Origin of the sequence: Actinokineospora sp. PR83, assembly GCF_021056305.1 — a bacterium.
GTDB lineage: Bacteria > Actinomycetota > Actinomycetes > Mycobacteriales > Pseudonocardiaceae > Actinokineospora > Actinokineospora spheciospongiae.
Window position 1 is genome coordinate 12332 of the sequence record NZ_JAJCXD010000049.1, and the last position, 13983, is coordinate 26314.

14 protein-coding genes are annotated in these 13983 nt (G+C 71.5%); 8 read left to right on the forward strand and 6 right to left on the reverse strand.

The features are described from left to right. Positions 1 to 12: 12 nt before the first annotated feature. Positions 13 to 474 (reverse strand): DUF6474 family protein, encoded by a 462-nt coding sequence (locus tag L6E12_RS17430; protein WP_236228976.1) that lies wholly within the window; start codon positions 472 to 474, stop codon positions 13 to 15. Positions 475 to 580: 106 nt separating this feature from the next. Here L6E12_RS17430 and L6E12_RS17435 point away from each other — a divergent pair, with 106 nt between their 5' ends. The 3 genes from L6E12_RS17435 (at position 581) to L6E12_RS17445 (ending at position 4017) form a co-directional block, all read left to right on the forward strand. Further along, the gene (locus tag L6E12_RS17435) at positions 581 to 2215 is read left to right on the forward strand and encodes a TM0106 family RecB-like putative nuclease (RefSeq protein ID WP_236228977.1); all 1635 of its coding nucleotides are present in this window, start codon (positions 581 to 583) and stop codon (positions 2213 to 2215) included. Between the two features lie 84 nt (positions 2216 to 2299). Then, the gene (locus L6E12_RS17440; protein WP_236228978.1) at positions 2300 to 3385 is read left to right on the forward strand and encodes an S-(hydroxymethyl)mycothiol dehydrogenase; all 1086 of its coding nucleotides are present in this window, start codon (positions 2300 to 2302) and stop codon (positions 3383 to 3385) included. Then, the gene (locus tag L6E12_RS17445) at positions 3385 to 4017 is read left to right on the forward strand and encodes an MBL fold metallo-hydrolase (protein WP_236228979.1); all 633 of its coding nucleotides are present in this window, start codon (positions 3385 to 3387) and stop codon (positions 4015 to 4017) included. The genes L6E12_RS17440 and L6E12_RS17445 overlap by 1 nt, the downstream gene beginning before the upstream one ends. A gap of 337 nt (positions 4018 to 4354) precedes the next feature. Here the strand turns inward: L6E12_RS17445 and L6E12_RS17450 are convergent, their stop codons facing one another. Both L6E12_RS17450 and L6E12_RS17455 read right to left on the reverse strand, forming a co-directional pair. Then, on the reverse strand, positions 4355 to 5113 hold the full coding sequence (locus L6E12_RS17450) for an SDR family NAD(P)-dependent oxidoreductase (RefSeq protein WP_236228980.1): 759 nt from the start codon (positions 5111 to 5113) through the stop codon (positions 4355 to 4357). 100 nt (positions 5114 to 5213) lie between these two features. Next, positions 5214 to 6176, reverse strand: a complete 963-nt coding sequence (locus tag L6E12_RS17455) for an aldo/keto reductase (RefSeq protein WP_236228981.1) — start codon at positions 6174 to 6176, stop codon at positions 5214 to 5216. 99 nt (positions 6177 to 6275) lie between these two features. On the opposite strand from L6E12_RS17455, the gene L6E12_RS17460 reads away from it, so the two are divergent. Together L6E12_RS17460 and L6E12_RS17465 are read left to right on the forward strand one after the other, a co-directional pair. Then, positions 6276 to 7223, forward strand: a complete 948-nt coding sequence (locus tag L6E12_RS17460) for an oxidoreductase (protein ID WP_236228982.1) — start codon at positions 6276 to 6278, stop codon at positions 7221 to 7223. Positions 7224 to 7330: 107 nt separating this feature from the next. Continuing rightward, on the forward strand, positions 7331 to 9091 hold the full coding sequence (locus L6E12_RS17465) for a long-chain-acyl-CoA synthetase (protein ID WP_236228983.1): 1761 nt from the start codon (positions 7331 to 7333) through the stop codon (positions 9089 to 9091). A gap of 33 nt (positions 9092 to 9124) precedes the next feature. Here L6E12_RS17465 and L6E12_RS17470 read toward each other — a convergent pair whose 3' ends face one another. Both L6E12_RS17470 and L6E12_RS17475 read right to left on the reverse strand, forming a co-directional pair. Continuing rightward, positions 9125 to 9940, reverse strand: a complete 816-nt coding sequence (locus L6E12_RS17470) for a Scr1 family TA system antitoxin-like transcriptional regulator (RefSeq protein WP_236228984.1) — start codon at positions 9938 to 9940, stop codon at positions 9125 to 9127. Between the two features lie 35 nt (positions 9941 to 9975). Further along, positions 9976 to 10290 (reverse strand): hypothetical protein, encoded by a 315-nt coding sequence (locus L6E12_RS17475; protein WP_236228985.1) that lies wholly within the window; start codon positions 10288 to 10290, stop codon positions 9976 to 9978. 276 nt (positions 10291 to 10566) lie between these two features. Between L6E12_RS17475 and L6E12_RS17480 the strand changes: the two genes are divergently transcribed. From L6E12_RS17480 to L6E12_RS17490, 3 genes are read left to right on the forward strand one after another with little or no spacing between them, the layout of a single operon-like run. Next, positions 10567 to 11460, forward strand: coding sequence for a helix-turn-helix transcriptional regulator (locus L6E12_RS17480; protein ID WP_236228986.1), 894 nt, complete (start codon positions 10567 to 10569; stop codon positions 11458 to 11460). Continuing rightward, positions 11402 to 11629, forward strand: a complete 228-nt coding sequence (locus L6E12_RS17485; protein WP_308074934.1) for a DUF397 domain-containing protein — start codon at positions 11402 to 11404, stop codon at positions 11627 to 11629. Before L6E12_RS17480 ends, L6E12_RS17485 begins: the two co-directional genes overlap by 59 nt. A gap of 4 nt (positions 11630 to 11633) precedes the next feature. Further along, positions 11634 to 12167 carry a DUF1697 domain-containing protein gene (locus L6E12_RS17490; protein ID WP_236228988.1) on the forward strand — a complete coding sequence of 178 codons (534 nt, stop codon included), beginning with the start codon at positions 11634 to 11636 and terminating at the stop codon, positions 12165 to 12167. A 3-nt stretch (positions 12168 to 12170) separates the two neighbouring features. On the opposite strand, the gene L6E12_RS17495 is transcribed toward L6E12_RS17490, so the two are convergent. Further along, the gene (locus L6E12_RS17495; RefSeq protein WP_236228989.1) at positions 12171 to 13973 is read right to left on the reverse strand and encodes a gamma-glutamyltransferase family protein; all 1803 of its coding nucleotides are present in this window, start codon (positions 13971 to 13973) and stop codon (positions 12171 to 12173) included. Positions 13974 to 13983: the final 10 nt, after the last annotated feature.

The window sequence follows — 13983 nt, forward strand, 5'->3', positions numbered from 1 at the left end:
CCCGAGCACCCCTCAGACCCCGAGGGCGGCCAACAATTGCTCCTCGATGCGGTCCAGCTCACCCGAAACGGCCCGGTGCGCGGCCCGGCGGCGGGCCTGCGGCATCCGCTCGGCGGCGCGCACGGCCGCGGCCAGCTTGCGCAGGTTGCCCTCGGCCTCGTCGGCGAAGGCGAGGTCCGCCGGGGTCGCGTCGCCCTGCTTGGCGCGCACCTCGGCGAGGCCGTTCGCCGCACCGGCGATCCTGGCGTGCAGCGCTCCGCCCCGGCCGGTGTAGTGCCCGAGGTCGTCGACCTCCACCCCGAGCCTGCGCGCCTTGCGCCGCTCCAGCCGCTCGCGCACCACCGCCGCGCCCTGCATGACGTACGGGGTCACCACCGGGAGCACCGCGGGTCCGAGGACCTTGGCGAGCGCGAGCGCGTTCTTGGCCCTGGCCGGGGTGAACCCGCCCGCCTCGACCGCCTTCTTCCGAGCCACCTGCGCCTCCCAGGAGATCTGTTGGTCAAGAACCTAGCGGCGCCGCCCGACCAGGGCACGCCGGACCTGCCGGAGTCCGTGGCGCGGTGCAACTAAGCTGCACCGCGTGACGACAACGGTGCTCCTGGAAGCCGGCGTGTTGAGCCGGTGCAGGCGCCGAGTGCACCTCGAGCACGACCCGGACTTGCGCGAGGCCCGACGCGGCGCCCCCGACCCCACCGCCGAGCTGCGCAAGGCCGACGCGGCCGCGCACCGGCGGGCCATCGCCGACCGGCTGGCCGCGCACTTCGGCGCCGACTGGTTCGAGGTACCGCCGGGCCGCGGCGCCGAGCGGGAGGCGGCCACCGCCGCCGCGCTCACCGAGGGCAGGCGGCTGATCTGGGGCGCGCAGCTCCCGCGCGACCCCGACGGCGGTCGCCGCGGCTCGATCGACCTGCTGGTGCGGACCGCGGGCGGGTACGTCCCCGTGCTCGTCGTCCGGCACAAGGTGCACGACCCGGGGGTCGGCGCGCGCACCTCCCCGCTGTTCGGGGTCACCGACATCGGCGGCGGCACCGACGCCAAGCGCAAGGTCCGCCCGCAGCCGCGCGACCAGCTCCGGCTCGCGCACGCCCGGCTGCTGCTCGCCGCCGCCGGGTACGCCGACGAGCGCACCGGGTACGCCGGGGTCGTCGGCATGGACGGCGACACCGTGCTCTGGCACGACCTGCACGCCCCGACCTGGCCGGGCGGTCGGACCGCGCTGGCCGAGTACGAGTCCCGCTTCGCCGACCGGCTGGCGGTGGCGACCGCCGCGGCCACCGGCGCCGAGCCGCTGGCCCAGCCGTCGCGGATCGTCGAGTGCCGTAGCTGCCCGTGGTGGGCGGTGTGCGACCGGCAGCTCGTCGAGACCAGGGACGTGAGCCTGGTGGTGCGCGGCGAGGACGCCGGGCTGCTGCGCACGGCCGGGGTGCGGACCGTGGACGAGCTGGCCGTGCTCGACCCGGACGACCGGGAGGCCCCGCCGCTGGTGGGGATGCCGATGGCCGATGCGGTCGGGCTGGCGAAGGCGTGGCTGGCCGACCTGACCCTGGTGCGGCGGCACCGGGAGGTGGCCGTGCCGCGCGCCGACGTCGAGGTCGACGTGGACATGGAGAGCTTCGGCGACGCGGGCGCCTACATGTGGGGCACCCTGCTCAGCGGCGCCGACGTCGGCCAAGCGCCGGGCTACCGCGCCTTCGTGAGCTGGGACCCGCTGCCCACCGACGACGAGGCCCGCTCGTTCGCCGAGTTCTGGCAGTGGCTGGAGGGCGTGCGCGCCGCCGCCGCCGAGCGCGGCCTCACCTTCCGCGCCTACTGCTACAACGAGTTGGCCGAGAACCGCTGGCTGCTGGCCTCGGCGAAGCGGTTCGCGGGCAGGCCGGGCATCCCCACCCGGCGCCGGGTGCTCGACTTCATCGAGTCCGACCAGTGGTTCGACCTGTTCGGCAGCGTCCGCGACAGCTTCCTGTGCTCGCACGGCAAGGGCCTCAAGACGATCGCCCCGGTGGCGGGCTTCTCCTGGCGCGACCCGGAGGCGGGCGGGGAGAACTCCATGCGCTGGTACCGCGATGCGGTCGGCCTGGGCGGCACCGAACCCGACCTGCCGCAGCGCACCCGGCTGCTGGAGTACAACGAGGACGACGTGCGGGCGACGGCGGTGCTGCGTTCCTGGATGTCCTCCCCGGCGGTCGCCGAGATCCCGTACGTGGGGGACATCTAGGCGATTGGGGCCGTCCTGCGCTCGCATGCGCATATGACCTCGAATACGGTTGGGGCAGCAACCGGCTCAGCGAGGAGTGTGCGCATGGCACAGCAGGTCAGGGGCGTGGTGGCGCGGGCACAGGGCGCGCCGGTCACGGTCGAGACGATCACCGTGCCGGACCCGGGTCCGGGTGAGGCGGTGGTCGCGGTGCAGTCCTGCGGGGTCTGCCACACGGACCTGCACTACCGCGAGGGCGGCATCAACGACGAGTTCCCGTTCCTGCTCGGCCACGAGGCCGCCGGGGTCGTGGAGTCGGTCGGCGAGGGCGTGACCGACCTGGCCCCTGGCGACTTCGTCATCCTGAACTGGCGGGCGGTCTGCGGGAAGTGCCGCGCCTGCCTCAAGGGCAAGCCCTGGTACTGCTTCGACACGCACAACGCCAAGCAGCCGATGACCCTGGCGGACGGCACCCCGCTCACGCCCGCGCTCGGCATCGGCGCGTTCATCGAGAAAACACTCGTCCACAGTGGACAGTGCACGAAGGTCGACCCGGCGGCCTCGCCCGCCGCCGTCGGCCTGCTCGGTTGCGGTGTCATGGCGGGCATCGGCGCCGCGATCAACACCGGCGGCGTCAGCCGGGGTGACACGGTCGCGGTCATCGGCTGCGGCGGCGTCGGCGACGCGGCGATCGCGGGCGCCAAGCTCGCGGGCGCCACGAAGATCATCGCCGTGGACGTGGACGACCGGAAGCTGGAGTGGGCCAAGGGGATCGGCGCCACCCACACCGTCAACGCCAAGTCCGGCGACCCGGTGGAGGCCATCCAGGGCCTCACCGAGGGCTTCGGCACCGACGTGGTCATCGACGCGGTGGGTCGCCCGGAGACCTGGAAGCAGGCGTTCTACGCCCGCGACCTCGCGGGCACCGTGGTCCTGGTCGGCGTTCCCACCCCGGACATGACGATCGAGATGCCGCTGATCGACTTCTTCTCCCGGGGCGGCGCCCTCAAGTCGAGCTGGTACGGCGACTGCCTGCCCTCCCGCGACTTCCCGTACCTGGTCGACCTCTACCGCCAGGGCCGCCTCGACCTCGACGCGTTCGTGTCCGAGACGATCACCCTGGACCAGGTCGAGCAGGCTTTCGACAAGATGCACCACGGCGACGTGCTGCGCTCGGTGGTGATCCTCTGATGACCGGCACCACGCGCATCGACCGCGTCGTCACCTCCGGCACCTTCAGCCTCGACGGCGCCACCTGGGAAGTCGACAACAACGTCTGGATCATCGGCGACGACGACGACGTGGTGGTGGTCGACGCCGCCCACGACGCCGAGGCGATCCAGGAGGCGGTCGCGGGCAGGCGGGTCACCGCCATCGTCTGCACCCACGCCCACGACGACCACATCAACGCCGCCGCGGCCCTCGCCTCGGCCACCAAGGCCCCGGTCAAGCTCCACCCCGCCGACGACGAGCTGTGGCAGCGCGTCTACCCCGGCACCACCTACCAACCCCTCGCCGACGGCGACGAGATCGACGTCGCGGGCATCACCTTGAAGGTCCTGCACACCCCCGGCCACGCCCCCGGCGCGGTCTGCCTGCACGCCCCGGAACTGTCCGCGCTGTTCAGCGGCGACACCCTGTTCCAGGGCGGCCCCGGCGCCACCGGCCGCTCGTTCAGCAGCTTCCCGACGATCATCGACTCGATCACCGACCGCCTGCTGACCCTGCCCCCGGACACGGTCGTCCACCCCGGCCACGGCGACACCACCACCATCGGCGCGGAAGCCCCGCACCGCCAGGAGTGGATCGATCGGGGCCACTGACCACCGCCCGGCCTCCCGGTCGGGTGCCCACATGGGCACCCGACCGGAGCCGGAACCAGGCCACCCCACCAACCGCCGGTCAAGCGGCTAGCCACGCCGAATCCCACCGAGCGCAGCCGGCGACCACCCCGAAAACCGCAGGCCCGGCTACGCCCATGCCCGGGTGGGTGGATCTGCTTGGGTGGGGGAAGCGATCATGTGCAAGCCTGCTTGGGCAGTGGGGCATCTCTTCAGCCCCACTCGGTCACACTGGGCGCATGATCGCTGTAGGGGCCCCGCCCGAGCAGATCCACCCACCCGGGCACCACCACCAAACGACCGGCGCTCTTGACAACGCCTACCGAGGCGCCATCCGCAGCGACCCGTCGAACCGGATGACCTCGCCGTTCAGGTAATCCTGGTCGATCAGCGACAGCGCCAGCGCCGCGTACTCCTCCGGCCGCCCCAGCCGCTTCGGGAACGGGATGCCCTCCGCCAGTGCCGCCCGGAACTCCTCGCTCACCGTCGCCAACATCGGCGTGTCGATGATCCCCGGGGCAATGGTCAGCACCCGGATGCCGTGGCTGGCCAGGTCCCGAGCCGCAGGCAGCGTCAGCCCCACGATCCCGCCCTTGGAAGACGAGTAGGCCGCCTGCCCGATCTGCCCGTCGTACGCCGCGACGCTGGCGGTGTTGATCACCACGCCCCGAGCCCCGTCCTCCAGCGCCTCCGTCTTGGCAATCGCCTCGGCAGCGATGGTCAGGACGTTGAACGACCCGATCAGGTTGATCTCGACGACCTTGCGGAACAGGCCGAGGTCGTGCGGCCCCTTGCGGGAGAGGATGCGCGCCGACGGTCCGATGCCCGCGCAGTTGACCACCACGCGCAGCGGGGCCGAGCCGGAGGAAGCCTCGTCGACCGCGGCCTGGATCTGCTCCGGCTCGGTGACGTCGGCGGGCAGGTAGGTGACGCCCTCCAGCTTGGGGGCCGTCTCGATGGCGCTGGGCAGGTCGAGGGCGAAGACGGACGCGCCCTTGTCCGCCAGGGCGGCCGTGGTGGCGCCACCGAGGCCGGAAGCGCCACCGGTGACGATGGCGGCTACACCGTTGACCTGCATGGAGGGATCCTCTCTCACGGGGTGTGTGCGGGGAGAGGTTAACGGTCGTTCATCTCCGGGTTGCCGGTGATGTGGTGGACACCGCTCGGTCGGGGGAGCCCTACCGCCGTCCCGGTGGGCAGATCTCGTCGATCGCGGCCAGGTCCTCCGCGGTGGGGTGCCACGAGGCCGCTGCCGCGTTCTCCTCGACCTGCTCGGCGGTGGTGGCACCGGCGATCACCGAGCCGACCACCGGTCGCGCGGTCAGCCAGCCGATGGACAGCGTGGCCATGGAGATGCCCCGCTCCTCGGCGAACGCGCGCAGCTTCTCGATCCTGGCCCACGGGGCGTCGGCGAGCAGGCGGGGGCGACCGGCCAGGCGGCTGCCCTCGGGGGGTGCCCCGCCCTGGGAGTACTTGCCGGTCAGCAGGCCGTTGGCCAGCGGGAAGTACGGCAGGACGCTGACGTCGAAGCGGCTGCCCGCGGGCAGGACCTCCCGCTCGACGTCGCGTTCCAGCAGCGAGTAGTGGTACTGGGCGGCCACCGGTTGGCCGATCCGCTCGGTGCGGGCGGTCCACACCGCGTCGGCCAGTTGCCAGCCGGGGAGGTTGCAGACGCCGGTGTAGCGGACCATGCCCGCGCGGACCAGCTCGTCGAGGGCGGCGAGGGTTTCCGCCAGCGGGGTGCCGGGGTCCGGGCGGTGCAGTTGGTAGAGGTCGATCCAGTCGGTGCCCAGGCGGCGCAGGGACTGCTCGGCGGCCTTGCGGACGTAGCGCCGCGACCCCCTGGCGCCGAAGTCGGGGCCGTTGGCGCCGTGCATGTCGACGCCGAACTTGGTGGCGATGACCGCCTGGTCGCGGCGGCCTGCGAGGGCGTGGCCCAGCAGTTCCTCGCTGCGCCCGCGCGGTGCGCCGTAGACGTCGGCCACGTCGAACAGGGTGATCCCGGCCCCCAGGGCGGCGGTGACCAGCTCGCGGGAACCGCCCAGGGACTCGGCGGCGGTGCCGGGCCTGCCCAGGTTGTTGCAACCCAGGCCGACGGCACTCACCACGAGTCCCGAATCGCCCAGGTGACGCAACTCCACAGAACAGACAGTAAGCGGCGGTCAACCTGTGATCCAGACGTTCCGGCGGATCCCGGTCCAGGACCTGTGGGTGCGACGGCCGTGCGCCATGCTGTGCCCATGAGCACCGAACCCGAGGGCGATCCCGCGCCCGCGGCCCCTGGCTGGACCGCCGCCGACCTGCCCGACCTGGGCGGGCGCACGTTCATCGTGACCGGCGCGAACAGCGGCTTGGGCTTCGAGACCAGCCGGGAGCTGGCCAGGCACGGGGCGCACGTGATCCTCACCGCACGCGACACCGCCAAGGGTGACGCGGCGGTCGAGGCGATCAAGGCCGAGCAGCCCGGGGCCAGCGTCGAGGCCCGGTACATGGACCTGGCCGACCTGGAGACCGTGGCCGACTTCGCCGAGTCGGTGGAGCGGGTCGACGTCCTGGTCAACAACGCCGGGGTGATGATGCCGCCGCACGAGCTGACCAAGCAGGGCTTCGAGCTGCAATTCGGGGTGAACCACCTGGGCCCGTTCGTGCTGACCGCGATGCTGCTGGACACGCTCAAGGTGGGGGTCGACCCGCGGATCGTCACCGTCAGCTCTTTCCTGCACAAGCGCGGGCGCATCTACTTCCACGACCTCGACGGCGCCCAGAACTACGACCGGACCAAGTTCTACGCCCAGTCGAAGCTGGCGAACGTCGTGTTCGGCCTGGAGCTGCACCGGCGGCTGCGGATGAACGGGTTCCAGGTCGACAGCGTCCTGGCCCACCCCGGCTACGCGGCCACGAACCTCCAGACCAACGGGCCGACCGGGATCGCCAAGCTGGCGCTGCGGGTGTCCAACCGGTTCCTGGCCCAGGACGCCGCCATGGGCGCGCTGCCGCAGCTCTACGCCGCCGCGCACCCGGGGGTGGAGAGCGGGCAGATGATCGGGCCGGACGGGCGCAAGGAGCAGAAGGGCTACCCCAAGGTGGTCTTCCCGCTGGAGGCCGCCCGCGACCGGGAGCTGGCCAAGCGGCTCTGGGACGTGAGCGAGGAGCTGACCGGGATGGACTTCGGGCTCGCCGCGCGCTGAACCCGGCGCGCAGAACGTGGTTCGCCGATCTGCGAAGGTGGATGAAATCCCAGCTCAGCGACCCCGGGTCTGGCCCTGCGAACCTACCTCTGAGTAGCATCGGTCACATGGAAGCAACGGAGCAGCAGGCGGCGCGGCGGGTCACCATCACCGACTTCCTGCGCGCTCTGCCGCCGATGGCCTTCGACGCGCCCAAGATGGCCATGGGCGCGGTGGGCCTGCTGACCATGCGCCCGGCCACCCGGGAGTCGATTGGCCACATCTTCCAGCGCATCGCGGGCAAGCACCCGAACCGGCCGTTCCTCCGGTTCGAGGACACCGAGCTCAGCTACGGCGAGGCCAACAAGATCGTCAACCGGTACGCCTCGGTGCTGGAGGCCAACGGCGTGCACCCGGGCCGCACGGTGGGCATCCTGGCGGGCAACCGGCCGGAGACGCTGCTGGCGGCGCTGGCCGCGGTCAAGCTCGGCGCCGCCGCCGGGATGATCAACACCAACCAGCGCGGCGACGTGCTCGACCACAGCGTGCGGCTGCTCGACAGCGCCGTGCTGGTGGTCGGCGAGGAGTACCGGCACGCCCTCGACGGCATCGAGGCGCGCAACGTGATCGACCTGGACTCGCTGGCCGACGGGGCCACCACCGACCGCAACCCGTCCGCCACCGAGCGGATCATGGCCGGGAGCACCGCGTTCTACATCTTCACCTCCGGCACCACCGGCCTGCCGAAGGCCAGCGCGATGTCGCACTTCCGCTGGCTCAAGTCGATGACCGGCCTCGGGTCGATGGGCGTGCGCCTGACCCCGAAGGACACGCTGTACTGCTGCCTGCCGCTCTACCACAACAACGCGCTGACGGTGTCGCTGTCGTCGGTGCTCGCCGCCGGGGCCACGCTCGCGCTGGGCAAGTCGTTCTCCGCCTCGCGCTTCTGGGACGACGTGGTGCGGACGAAGTCGACCGCGTTCTGCTACATCGGTGAGCTGTGCCGCTACCTGCTCAACCAGCCCGTGCGCGACGCGGAGAAGCAGCACAAGGTGCGGGTCGTGGTGGGCAACGGGCTGCGGCCGGAGATCTGGGACGAGTTCGCCGAGCGGTTCCGCATCCGGCGCATCGCCGAGTTCTACGGCGCCTCCGAGTGCAACCTGGCCTTCATCAACGCGCTGAACATCGACCGCACGGCGGGCATGTGCCCGCTGCCGTTCGCCATCGTCGCCTACGACGCGGACACCGGCCGGGCCGCCCGCGACGCCTCCGGCAGGCTGACCAAGGTCAAGTCCGGTGACGTCGGGCTGCTGCTGACCAAGGTCACCAGCCGCGCCCCGTTCGACGGCTACACCGACCCGGAGGCCACCGAGAAGAAGCTGGTCCGCGACGGGTTCAAGGACGGCGACTGCTGGTTCGACACCGGTGACCTGGTGCGCAACCAGGGGTTCAAGCACGTGGCGTTCGTCGACCGGCTCGGTGACACCTTCCGCTGGAAGGGCGAGAACGTCGCCACCACCGAGGTCGAGGGCGCCGTGGGCGAGCACCCCGACGTCGAGCAGGCCGTCGTCTACGGGGTCGCGGTGCCCGGCACCGACGGCAAGGCGGGGATGGCGGCGGTCAAGCTGCGCGACGGCGCCAAGTTCGACGGCGTCGCCATGGCCGCGCACCTCATCGAGCGGCTGCCGAGCTACGCGGTCCCGCTGTTCATCCGGGTGATCAACGAGGTGGAGCAGACCTCCACGTTCAAGTCCCGCAAGGTCGACCTGCGCGACGAGGGCTACTCGGACAAGGTCAGCGACCCGATGTACGTCCTCCAGGAGGGCAAGTACGTCTACGCCTACTCCGGCTACGCCGACGACGTCGCGGCGGGCAAGATCAAGGTGTGAGCGGGGGTTTCGCGCTGAGGTCGGCTCCGCCCGTCATCCGCTGCCGCCGAGCGCCCGGCGGGTGTCCTCGCGGCCGAGGGACACCGCCTCGATGTCGCGGAGGAACGCGGTGTGCGGGGCGGTGGCGTCGGGCCGTTCGAGGACGACGGCCGTGGTGTGGTGCTCGATGTGGACCACGGGTGGGAAGTGGGCGATCCGCAGCACCCGGAACCCGGGGTGCGGGGCGACCGCGTGCGGCAGCAGCCGGGTTGTGGACAGGTGCGCCTCGCGCAGGTGGTGGACCTGCTCGCGCATCACCGCCTCGGGCACCGTGGGGTGGCTGAGCGCCCGGGGGTGGATGAGGAACCGGTGGATCACCTCGGTTGACGCGGTGTCCTGAGTGGTCGGTTCGGGGGTGTCGGGGTGCGCGCCGGTCGCCGCGAGGACGGCGCGGGAGTAGGCGGTGGTGCGCAGGGGCCGGGGGATGAGGTCGGGGGCGAACCAGGTGGTGCTGTGGGCGGCGGCCTCGATCTGGGCGAGGGGCTGCTCCCCGTCGGCGGCGGTGGTGATCCAGTCGGTGCGGGCGCTCTCGCGGACGAGCCGGTAGAGGACGGGGCGGCGGGGCGCGGGGATGTCGAGCACCGCGCACAACCCGCCGATCTCCAGCGGGGTGGGGGTGCGGCGGCCGGTCATGACCCGGTTGAGCATCGCGGGGGACATCGACATGGCCGAGGCCAGCTCCCGGGTGGTGAACCCGTGGGCCCGGCGGGCGTCGTCGAGCGCGCGGGCGAGCAGCAGGCCGCGCAGGGTGGCGGCGCGGACCCCCTCGTCGCGGCCTGGGCGGTGGAGTGGGGTGATCGTTGCGGGCACGGGTTCCTTCTGGGAGTTCGGGCGGTGGGGCGGGGTCACGGGGCCCGTCTGCCTGCCATTCGGGCGCGGACGGCCGGGACCGCCGAGCGGGCGAACCCCGCCAGGCCGTCGGTGTCGGCCCAGTCGAGCCACTTCGGCTTGGGCAGCGCGACCGCGATCGGCTGCGACTGGTCGAGTACGGGGCCGGGCCAGGCGCGCTCGCGCAGGACCAGGTAGCGCCGTTGCTCGACGCACACGCCCACGAACACGGCCACGTGCGTGTCGCCCTTGGCCAGCCGGAACGTGAACCCGCCCTCGAAGACCCGCGCGTGTGCCGTGGCGCCCACGTGCTTGGGCTGGGTCAGCTTCATCCGCGCGGGTGGGCGCGTGCCCGGTCCTGTCGGTGGTGGGTGTTCGAGGGCTGCGGCCATGGCACAGTTCCGATCTGTTCGCCTGGGCGGGTTTTCGCCCGGAACGCCGTGGAGTTGCCGCCGGTGGTATGACTGCGTAACTTGTCGGCGTTTGGTTTGCCAAGCTTGTGTTTGGCAGGAAATTTCTGCAACTGACTTGCGTCAGCGCAAAGGGTGAATCTGTCCGCAAACCGGTAGCGCTATGCTGTTACCGGCCGACAACTACGGAGATTGACAGTGGCGCGAACCCCGAAGGCCCGTGCCTTGGGTGCGGCTCTCCGACAGGCCCGCCAGGACAAGGGCCTGCTGCTGCGCGAGTTGGCCTCGGCGATCAAGCGCGACATCGGTGTGCTGTCGCGGTGGGAGACGGGTGAGCGCATCCCGAAGCCGGAGCAGGTGGCCCAGATCCTGACCAGGCTCGACGTGGGCGGCGACCGCTACGACGAAATCATGACCCTGGTCTACGGCACGGACGAGTCGCAGTGGGTGGCGATGACGTTGCCCGAGCGGCGGCAGCAAATGGCCGCCTACGTGCACTGGGAGCAGAACGCCAGCCGGATCGTCGCGGTGGCGCCCCTGCTGGTGCCCGGCCTGCTCCAGACCAGCGAGTACACCCGGGCAATCATGACAGCGGCCGGTGTGCCGACAGGGGAGATCGCGTCCCGCGTCACGTCGCGCATCGGCCGACGAGAGGCGATCACCAGGAGCGCCAGCCCAGCGGAACTCGTGGTGCTGCTCGGCCAAGGCGCACTGAATCAAGACATCGGCGGTGTGCGGACGACGATCGGCCAACTCGATCACCTGCTCGACATGGCGACCCGACCCAATGTTGAACTGCGCATCGTCCTCGACCGCAGCGGGTGGCACCCCGGGCTCGATGGCGCCTTCGAACTCATTGAGTCGAGCGCGGCGATGCCGATGCGGAACAAGGGTGGCAGGCATGGTGCGGTCGAACTGGACTCCATCGTCTTCGTTGGCGCACGTCGATCGGTGCTCATCCTGCACGAAGAGGACGACGTAAACGCCTACAAGCGCGCCGTTGACAGCATCCACCGGGTGTCCCAATCGCCGGATGCCTCCACCAATATTATTGCCGAAGTGCGCAACCGATTGGAGAAGCAAGGTGTCTGATAACCAGGTGTGGCGTAAGTCCAGCCGCAGCGAAAACAATGCCAACTGTGTCGAAGTTCGATACGCGTTGGATGGTGTGCGTGACTCGAAGAACAGCGATGGGCCGAGTCTGCGCGTTGATGTGCGGTCGCTGGTGTGGAGCGTGCGATCGGGCCGGTTCGAGCGCTGACCCCGTGAGCGGATACGCGGCCCTGCTGCGCGGGGTCAACGTGAGTGGGCACCGCAAGATCGCCATGGCCGACCTGCGCGAGCTGCTGACCGGCCTCGGGTTTGCCGATGTCCGCACGCTCCTGCAGAGCGGCAACGCCACCTTCACCGTCGACGGCACGAACGCCGCCGCGTTGGAAGGACTGCTGGAGGCCACGCTCGTGGAGCGGCTGGACCTGACCACCCGGGTCCTGGTGCGCACCGGGGACGACCTGCGGTCGGTCATGGCCGCGCACCCGTTCGCGGCCAAGGCCGACAACGGGTCGAAGATGGTCGCCCTGTTCCTGTCCGAGGACCCGGCACCCGAGGTCGCCGCCGAGCACGACCCCCGGGTGCTGGACCCGGAGAACATCGTCGTCGGCGACCGCGTGGTCTACCAGTGGTGCCCGGACGGCATCGCCAACGCCCCGGTCCTCGGCCCCTGGCTGGAACGGCGGTGGAAGGTCGCCGCCACCGGCCGCAACTGGAACACCGTGGGCAAACTGGCCGCCCTCCTCTGAACCTCAGCGGCCGACCGCGTAGCCCTGCATCCCGCGCGGGTTGGCCGCCGCGCGCAGGCGACCCTCGCGGTTGGCCACTGCGGACAACCGGCCCAGCGCCCACGGTCCCATGTCGACCAGCTTGTGCCCGCGCCGGGACAATTGGTCCAGTGTGGACTGTCCAAGGCGGGATTCCACCTGGGCCTCGTTCGGCGTGAACGTCCTGGGGTAGAAGGAACTCGGGAACGCGGTGGAGTGCCAGGCGGGCGCGTCGATCGAGGCTTGGAGGTCGAGGCCGCCTGCGGTGTGCGCGAGCCAGAAGCAGAGCTGCCACTGGTCCTGGCTGTCGCCGCCGGGGGTGCCGAAGGCGATCGTCTCCGCGCCGTTCGTGGCCAGCGACGGTGAAAGCGTGGTGCGCGGGCGCCTGCCCGGGACCAGCGACGCGGGCAGACCCGGTTCGAGCCAGAACATCTGAGCCCGGCTGCCCAGGCAGAACCCCAGGCCGGGGATGGTGGGGGACGACTGGAGCCAACCGCCGGAAGGGGTGGCGGAGATGGTGTTGCCCCAGCGGTCGGTGACATCGATGTGCACGGTGTCGCCCCGGGTGGTGCCGGTGCTGCTCACTGCGGGGTCGGTGGGCCTGCCGGTGGCGACGGTGGGTTCACCCGTGGTGCCGGGCAGGCGCGGTTCGGTGGCGTCACCGGTGGTGCTGGCCTGCGGGGTGCTGAGGTAGCGGGGGAGGGCGGGGGTGCGGCCGTCGGGGGAACCGGGGCGCAGGTCGGGGGAGGCGGTGTCGGTGATGAGGGTGCGGCGCTCGGCGGCGTAGGCGGGGGAGAGCAGCGTCGCGGTGGGCACCTCGGCGGAGTCGCCGTACCAGGCTTCCCGGTCGGCGAAGGCGAGCTTCGACGCTTCCAGGGCGAGGTGGACGGTGTCGGCGGTGGGGACGCCGTCGGCGTAGGAGAGGTCCGCGCCGTCCAGGAGCCGCAACTGCTGAAGCAGGGCGGGGCCCTGGGACCAGGGGCCGCACTTGGCGATGGTCCAGCCGCCGACCTCGGCGGTGACGGCGTCCTCGAACGACGCCGACCAGCCCGCCATGTCCGCGCCGGTCAGGACACCCGCGTGCGCCTCGCCGGAGTCGTCCAGGTGCGGCCTGCGGGCGAACTCGTCGACCGCCTCGGCGACAAAACCCTGCGACCAGGCGCGGCGGGCGGCGTCGATCTCCGCCTCCCGGGTGGGGCCGGTGGCCTCGGCGAGCAGGCGCTCCCAGGTGTCGGCCAGGGCCGGGTTGGTGAACCAGTCGCCGGTGGCGCCCAACCACTGCTCGCCCGAGGTGGGCCAGTGGGTGGTGAACAGGTCGCGGACGGCGTCGAGAACGGCGGGGACCCGGGTGGGCAGCGGGAAGCCGGAGCGGGCGTAGCCGATGGCGTACTTGAGCACGTCCGCCAGGCGCTTGGTGCCGTGGTCGCGGAGCAGCAGCAACCACCCGTCCCAGGCACCGGGGATGGTGGCGGCGAGCAGGCCGCTGCCGGGGACCAGGTCCAAGCCGAGACCGGTGTAGTGCTCGACGGTGGCACCCGCTGGCGCCACGCCCTGCCCGCAGAGGACACGAGGGGTGCGGTCGGCGGCGGTGACGAACACCGCCGGGACCTCCCCGCCGGGGCCGTTGAGGTGCGGTTCGACCACTTGGAGCACAAAACCGGCGGCCACGGCGGCGTCGAAGGCGTTGCCGTCGTCCTCCAAGACCGCCATGCCCGCCGAGGAGGCGAGCCAGTGCGTGGAGGCGACCATGCCGTGGGTGCCCGTCAGTTCGGGTCGCGTGGTGAACACCCGGCCAAAT